Annotated in this window: 8 protein-coding genes; 5 read left to right on the top strand and 3 right to left on the bottom strand. The window is 44.5% G+C overall.

Annotated elements, in window-relative coordinates:
- The coding region (locus NY78_RS24070) for a helix-turn-helix transcriptional regulator (protein WP_231584060.1) at window positions 1–313 on the top strand (313 nt) is incomplete at its 5' end.
- Here NY78_RS24070 and NY78_RS20595 read toward each other — a convergent pair.
- Complete coding sequence (locus tag NY78_RS20595) at window positions 308–1,444, bottom strand: site-specific integrase (protein ID WP_043640489.1); 1,137 nt, start codon at window positions 1,442–1,444, stop codon at window positions 308–310. The genes NY78_RS24070 and NY78_RS20595 overlap by 6 nt on opposite strands.
- Before the next feature lie 819 nt (window positions 1,445–2,263).
- Between NY78_RS20595 and NY78_RS20590 the strand changes: the two genes are divergently transcribed.
- The 4 genes from NY78_RS20590 to NY78_RS20580 all read left to right on the top strand — a co-directional run bounded on the left by NY78_RS20590 (window position 2,264) and on the right by NY78_RS20580 (window position 5,923).
- Window positions 2,264–2,497, top strand: coding sequence for a hypothetical protein (locus NY78_RS20590; RefSeq protein ID WP_043640487.1), 234 nt, complete (start codon window positions 2,264–2,266; stop codon window positions 2,495–2,497).
- 8 nt (window positions 2,498–2,505) lie between these two features.
- Window positions 2,506–3,507 carry a DUF6976 family protein gene (locus tag NY78_RS20585; protein ID WP_043640485.1) on the top strand — a complete coding sequence of 334 codons (1,002 nt, stop codon included), beginning with the start codon at window positions 2,506–2,508 and terminating at the stop codon, window positions 3,505–3,507.
- A gap of 531 nt (window positions 3,508–4,038) precedes the next feature.
- Window positions 4,039–4,452, top strand: coding sequence for a bacteriohemerythrin (locus NY78_RS24065; protein WP_082140138.1), 414 nt, complete (start codon window positions 4,039–4,041; stop codon window positions 4,450–4,452).
- Between the two features lie 109 nt (window positions 4,453–4,561).
- Window positions 4,562–5,923, top strand: a complete 1,362-nt coding sequence (locus tag NY78_RS20580) for a diguanylate cyclase (RefSeq protein WP_197084289.1) — start codon at window positions 4,562–4,564, stop codon at window positions 5,921–5,923.
- Between the two features lie 165 nt (window positions 5,924–6,088).
- Here the strand turns inward: NY78_RS20580 and NY78_RS24940 are convergent, their stop codons facing one another.
- On the bottom strand, window positions 6,089–6,484 hold the full coding sequence (locus NY78_RS24940; RefSeq protein ID WP_156181044.1) for a hypothetical protein: 396 nt from the start codon (window positions 6,482–6,484) through the stop codon (window positions 6,089–6,091).
- A 77-nt stretch (window positions 6,485–6,561) separates the two neighbouring features.
- Complete coding sequence (locus tag NY78_RS23320) at window positions 6,562–6,942, bottom strand: response regulator (protein ID WP_053062293.1); 381 nt, start codon at window positions 6,940–6,942, stop codon at window positions 6,562–6,564.
- Window positions 6,943–7,037: the final 95 nt, after the last annotated feature.

Raw genomic sequence — 7,037 nt, 5'->3', positions numbered from 1 at the left:
TATTCATACCAGGCTAAATACAGGAGAAGTGAAAATGGAAATCCAGCACGATACCATAGAACAGGCCATGGAGACGACCCTGTCAAGGATTTTAGCTCCTATTGCGGAAATTGAAGCTATTCGGAGAAAAGAATTTTTAACGGAAGAGGAGGCAGCAAAATTATTCTCTCTTTCCGCTGCGACTCTAAAGACTAAAAGATGCCGAGGAGGAGGCCCAAGCTATATCAAAGATGGTAGTCGAATTCTGTATTCTCGAAAAACTTTGCAAGCTTACCTTGAATCAAAACGTGTAAAAACAACTGAGCAGTCATAGCGTTTTTCCATTACTAGCCATAGTTTCTACATGGCTTATTGCCTGCCGTTTTGTGTCAGGACAAAGGTGAGAATATCGTTTTGTCATTTCTAGGCTGGAATGTCCCACCAATTCACCAATTGTGTAAAGAGGGACGCCGCGTATTGCCAACCAGCTACAAAAAGTGTGCCGAATAGTATGGAAAACGACTTTTTGTCTGCGATCCGTCAAGCCGTCATTGAAACCGAGCGACTTAACCACTTTCGCGAAGGTGTTGCTCGTATCAGTTACTCGCAACGGATTGCCGGCCTCGGAGCAGAAGAGCAGTCCGTCCGGTGTACTGGGCATAACCTCTTCAAGCACTGGTACTATGGTATCCGTCATATGGGCCATGCGCGTACCAGCTTTGGCGTCTCGCACATGGATGACCTTAGCCGAAAGATCAATGTCGCTGCCGCGCAGGGAAAGGATTTCCCCAATTCGCATACCGGTGTGCAGGCTGACCATGGCCATGCGCCGCCACATCGGACTCCGGGTTTTCAAGGCGTCAAGCAGTCGTTCCGCCTCGTCTGGCGTCAGATAACGGATGCGTGCGTTGTCAGCGCGAGGCATCTTGAGGCCATCGGTCGGGACGTTGCCCGAGTAGAGGTTCCAGGCGATGAGCTTACGGTAGATACGCCGAATGTCCCCCAGGATGAGGCGGGCGCTCGCCGGGGCCAATCCCTTGCCGAGCAATTCCTGCTTGAAGGATTCCAGGTCCAAGGGGGTGATCCGATCCAGGGGAACAGACCCAAAGCGCGGGGCAATGTGGCATGTATATCTGCTCTCCTCGTCACGGGGGTGGGCCAAGTTTGGCAGCCACTTCTCTTTGAAAATGGCCCAAGCATCAGCCAGAGTCACGGCGGTCTTGCGTGTTGGGATCACCTCACCATGTCGAACGGCCTGGATGCGCTCCGACCGTTTTTGGTTGGCGAATTGTGCGGTAAATCCCTCGGACTTCCATCCAATTTTTTCCCAGACCTTCCGGCCGTCGGCAGTTTTGTATGTGATGTCGAAGCAGACATCGGCCTTTCCGTCGCGTGGGTTGCGCCGGGTTTCGCTCTTTCGTTGGTAGACGCCCGTGAACTTTGTGCGCTCTCTTTGTCCAGCCATTTTTGCTACCCTATTGATACCCTGAGATGGCTGATAGCTACCATATTGCTACCCAAAAGCGCAACCGCCGGCATCGAAGCACAACACGCAACTAAATATAATGCATGTATTTTCAACGGAGGACAAATTCTGACAACTTCGTGCAACGTGCTTTGCAACGTATTCGTAATCAGCAGGTCTGGAGTTCGAGTCTCCATGCTGGCTCCAAGGATTTCAAGGGGTTAGGACGTCAAAGTCCTGGCCCCTTTTTCGTTTATCAGATGCCCCTGCCTGTTGGCCTCGTTGGCGGACCCGATTTATCCGCAATCCCCCTGTCCCCATTTTTCCATGAGTTTTGGCACTGCCATGGTATTGTTCTGCTATTTCAGTATGTTGAAATATTTTGAACGAATTTGAACGCTGGTATCCTACGTATTGCGTGTGATTTAAGCATGTTGCGTCGAATCTGTGGGAAATTTGAAATTTTGAACGGGGTGGGTGTCCGAGCGGCCGGGACGAAATGAACCGGAAAATGAGGGCGTGGTGAGGCGCTGCACAATGCGCAGAGGGCTGCGCGTGTTGTAGGGGCGAGATTAAGAGTCGATACCCAATCAGAATATCGTTACTCTGTTGCCTAAAATAACCCTACGATGCATGCAAACTCGCGTCATATTATCTTGAACTGTGGCTTTGCTTAGCGTAAGTTATGAAAACCCCATGGTTCCATTGGCGTTGGGCTTTCCTTTGATGGAATTTGATACTCTCACAAGGGGTTTGTCCAGGCAAGGCAAGACTCCCCATTGAGGCAAAATCGCGTGCACAATAACAAAGGAGGCGAACATGGATGTACCGAGCAAGAGCAACAAGGCATGGCAGGACATCGTGACCGGAAAGAAAACGTTCCAGCTGAAATTTCTTGCTGCCAAAATCCTGCTTGGCCGACTGACGCGGACAGTGAAAGAGGACCCCTCGCCTAGTACCATAAGCAGTAGCGTAGACCAACTTTACGCCATTTTCTCCAACAACTTGAATATGCCAAGTGTTCAAGACGATCTGAAAACTATCTTCAGCTAGGAGGGAATATGCGACAGACAATTTCCAGCGCAGCAGACGTCAAGAAGATGATCGAAGCAGGACGCAAGCTTCTCCTGGCCGGCGACGAAGAGGTCCTGCGCCAACTGCCCAAAGGCGATTGGATCGCAGGCACGATCCCTTATTTCATATCCGGAGACCAGGGGGGCATGGTCAGCCGTGAGTTGATTTGTACCACGGATATTACTGATTTGGTCACCTCCATCGAAATCATTGCCTACGACCAGAATAGCTTGGCCCGGGTCTACACAGAAGGCCCAAAAAATGGCTTTAGCTTCATTGTCATCCCAGCAATGAGCAAGACCCATTTGTCCTTCGCTCTCAATGCCCCTAATTATAAAGATTTTGGTATACGCCCCCTGATCGGTTGGATAGCCGGCGTGCATCTCTCCGACCTAGGCAAAAAAACGCCCAAAGTATTAGATGGCATTACTGGCGATGTGCTGGAGGAAGGAGCTCTGGTGCTCCAAGCTCAACTGCCCGAGGGCAAAGTGGCTGAGATCGGCATCGTCAACCTGTTCGAGCAGGGTGACGGTGACATCTTGACCTTCACCGCCGACGACTTTGCCGCCAAGGACGTCATGGTCAACGGTGAAAAGCGTAACTTCGCCGCTTACATCGTCAAGAACAAACTAGACACCAAACTCCCGCTTGTGGCCGACTACTACGGGGCTCTGGTCAATATCAGCTTCCAGGATGTCGACGAAGTAGAAGGCTTAGTGAAGTTTTATGCTCCTGTCTTTTCAGGCATTCGCTACAAACACGCCAAGCCTGTGATTGACTACGTTAAGGAGTTCAATGACCGGCTCAGTAAAGAATGCTCTATCGAATCTGCACGCGTTGCCTTCTCCTGCAACTGTATTCTGAATTACCTTTATTCCGAACTCGAAGGCAAAAAAACCGACCCCTTCACTGGGCCAGTCACCTTTGGTGAAATTGCCTATCAGTTACTAAACCAAACGCTGGTATACTTGGAGATCATGGACGTCTAACAAAATGTGAGCCTGCAAGGTCGTAATGCTTGATTGTTATCGGAAGGTGGACCGCTTTAACCGGTGGTCCACCTATTTTAAACTGGCGTTTTTGCTGCCGATCCAGAATGTTGAACGAATTAAAAGGATTTGAACGCTGATGCCCAATGAATCGTGAGACATGTTGAGCTAGAACGCGTGGAATTTTGAACAAGGTGACCCGAGCGGCGCGGGCTGAAATGAACCAATACTATGCGGCGGCAACAGGGACTTACTTACACGATGCGCAGACGTCTGCGTGAGCGGTAAAAAGTCTCATTTTTGGTTAACGGGAGAATCGTGGGTATTTAATTTGGTCTTTTTTGATACACTGGAAAAGTGTACAACTCCGTGCAAGTGGCACCTCAGCCCGATTCCACTGGCCCACCGAGGCTGAATGAAAACTCCTCAGTCCAAGCCGAAGCATGTTCACATTGGTAGAAGTCCAATGATAGTTGCCAGAAGTGGTACCGTGAAAGATCATGGAAAAATGTTTTCGATCATGGAGGCCACATGCACAGCCTAGCATGGAATGAAAGTTTATCTCTTGGCATTGAAGAAATCGACAACGAGCATAGAAAGCTGATCGATCTCTCAAACATTTTAATATCTTCAGTCAAAACAAATGACCGCGATATAATCAAAAAATGTTTCCATGAACTTCGTGAATATACTGTAACACATTTTTCGCATGAAGAAAAATACATGGATACAATTCGTTTTCCGGATATTGAAAAGCACAGAACTGAACATCTCGAACTAAAGCTAAGTGTAAAACATTACCAGGATAGCATTTACCATCAAACAGAAATAGATCCAGCAGAGGTTTGTAATTTTATCAAACACTGGTTAATTGACCATGTTATTTATTCCGACATGAACATTAAAATATTTGTCAATAAAAATGCGAATAAACCACCAGAGTGAGCACCGAAATCAAATACCCCACTTCCCAGTCCCCAGGCATTGATATTTTCTACTGCCCACTGACTGGCTTCATGCATAAACCGGAAAAGGATTTGAGATGTCTCCGCGAATGAAAAATATCGACATTTACAAAGGGAGTATTGCATCCCTTGACTCTGACAACGTTCTTTTCGCGAATGCTTTTCATTATGCCGCAATCGGGATGGCCTTGGTTGGAACTGATGGCAGATGGCTCAAAGTGAACCAGTCTTTTTGCAATTTAGTCAAATACACAGAGTCTGAACTACTAGAGAGAACATTTCAGGACATAACACATCCAGAAGATCTTGATGACGACCTTAACTATGTTCAAAGAATGCTCTCTGGAGAACTTGAAAAATACGAAATGGAAAAAAGGTATATATCTAAAACAAAAAAAATAGTTTATGTGCGCCTGAGCGTCTCCCTTGTGTTCGACAAAGACCTTTCTCCTCAATTTTTTATTTCTCAAATTCAAGATATATCTAAGTCTAAACAACTTGAGCAAGAACTAGTTAGGATGGTTTCAGAAGATTTTCTTACAAAAATAGGAAATCGTCGCTATTTTTTTGACCATTCTTCTACAGAACTGGAAAGAGCAGCGAGATTTAACGAGCCGCTTTGTTTGCTTATGATAGACATTGATAATTTTAAAAACATCAACGACAGCTACGGACACGATACCGGCGACATTGTTCTGACAAAACTTGCCAAAATTTGCAAAGAATCGATCCGGTCTATAGACATACTAGGCAGACTTGGCGGAGAAGAGTTCAGCATTCTACTGCTAAATACTGACGTGCACATAGGGACAATTGTTGCCAATAGAATTAGAACGAATATTGAAAGTTCAAGCATTTATTCTGGTGGTCATTCTATAAAATCAACCATTAGTATAGGCATGGTTTCGTTTACAGGAGACAACAAACCGCTTGGAGTCAGGTTAAAACAGGCAGATATGGCTTTATATCAAGCGAAGGAAAATGGTAGAAATAAAGTAGAAGTTTTTAATGATAGTGTTACTTCTTTTGGCATCCACGAGAAAACTCGTACTGGGTTTATTAAATTAGTTTGGCAACAAAGCTATGAATCTGGAAATAGCATCATCGACCAGCAACACGAGCAATTATTCAAAACTGCAAACGAGCTGCTTGAAAGTATGCTTGCCGGTTTACCCCAAGACACCTGTATTGACGCTATTAAGAAGCTCTGCGCAGACATATCTAATCACTTCTCAGACGAAGAAGGCATCCTAAAGTCAGTTGGCTACCCAGCCATTGAAAATCATTGTCTTATTCATAAAACTCTCGCAACCAGGGCAACGCAAATCCTTAACGACTACACCTCAGGGGCAACATCTTTGGGGAGTATCTTCAGTTTTCTCGCCCTAGACGTCATCTACAATCATATGATAATAGAAGATAAAAAGTTTTTTACCTACGTTAGAGCTTAGTATTTGTTAAGACATTTTAACAAAACTTATCGATTAGTTAAGACATAACACAGGGATACAGCCCTCGTTTGGCGTTGAAATAAAATTTATCAGACAATTGACAACCTACAAATTTAGTATTTGCGGAATTCCTGAATGTTCTGGTCTTATCGTCTAGTTGCCAAGTCAATGCTTAATAGAGTGAGCGTTTGAATTAACAACGTTGACCACTTCAGCTGGATTTATCCGCAGACAATTGCTCAACAATTTTACAATATCATTTTCGGTCATAGATGAATTTTTAATATTATTGACGATTCCAAAAAGACAGAGAAATGTTGGAAGCAATGCATATCTTTCAATATCACCACACAGACTCCAAAGACGTCTCAATACATGCTGCAATAGCAGGGAGTATCCTTTGTGGGTTTTGTACTGATCATTCAAAAGTATGATGTTTAGCCACCAATAAACTTCTGCCGCAGAATTAATCTCAATCTCTTCAATGTTTTTTGCAGTTGAAGTCTTGAGTGCGGAGCCTAGTGCGTTGTTGATCTTTTCAAGTACATTTTTATTATTCATATATGTTGCGATTTCTTGTTTTGTTGGCTGCCGTTTGATTGTTTTAAAATTTATTTTTTCATTTTACACATTTACAGTCACGCCATCAGACGATTAATCACATCCAACATGTCGCCGTACGAAATTGGCTTTTCGAATACTTCTAGTGGTTCAAGCCCCGAAATCTTGGGCATAAGGCTGTCATCGAGTGGAGATGTGATTGTCAGTATTATCGGTGTTTTAGTTTGCTTGCTTTGCTCGACTTCTCTAACTTTTGTGGCAAATGTGAGGCCATCCATGCCGGCCATTATCAAGTCCGTGATGATTAAATCAAAATATTGATGTTTGAAATATTTCAATGCTTGTAACGTGCTGTCTGTCGAAACTATTCTTAATCCACACTTGCTAAGTATTTTATCTAGTATAAATTTATTTATTGGATCACTCTCGACAATAAGAACAATTTTTATTTTATTCATATCAAATATTTTCCGTTTTTGATTGACATTTATGTCTGGGGTGACCTTGCTATTGACGCGTGGAATTCCAAGATCACCTAATTCATTTATTTTGA

The sequence above is a fragment of the Desulfovibrio sp. TomC genome, from assembly GCF_000801335.2.
Taxonomy (GTDB): domain Bacteria; phylum Desulfobacterota; class Desulfovibrionia; order Desulfovibrionales; family Desulfovibrionaceae; genus Solidesulfovibrio.
This window is presented reverse-complemented; position numbering and strand designations above follow the sequence as displayed.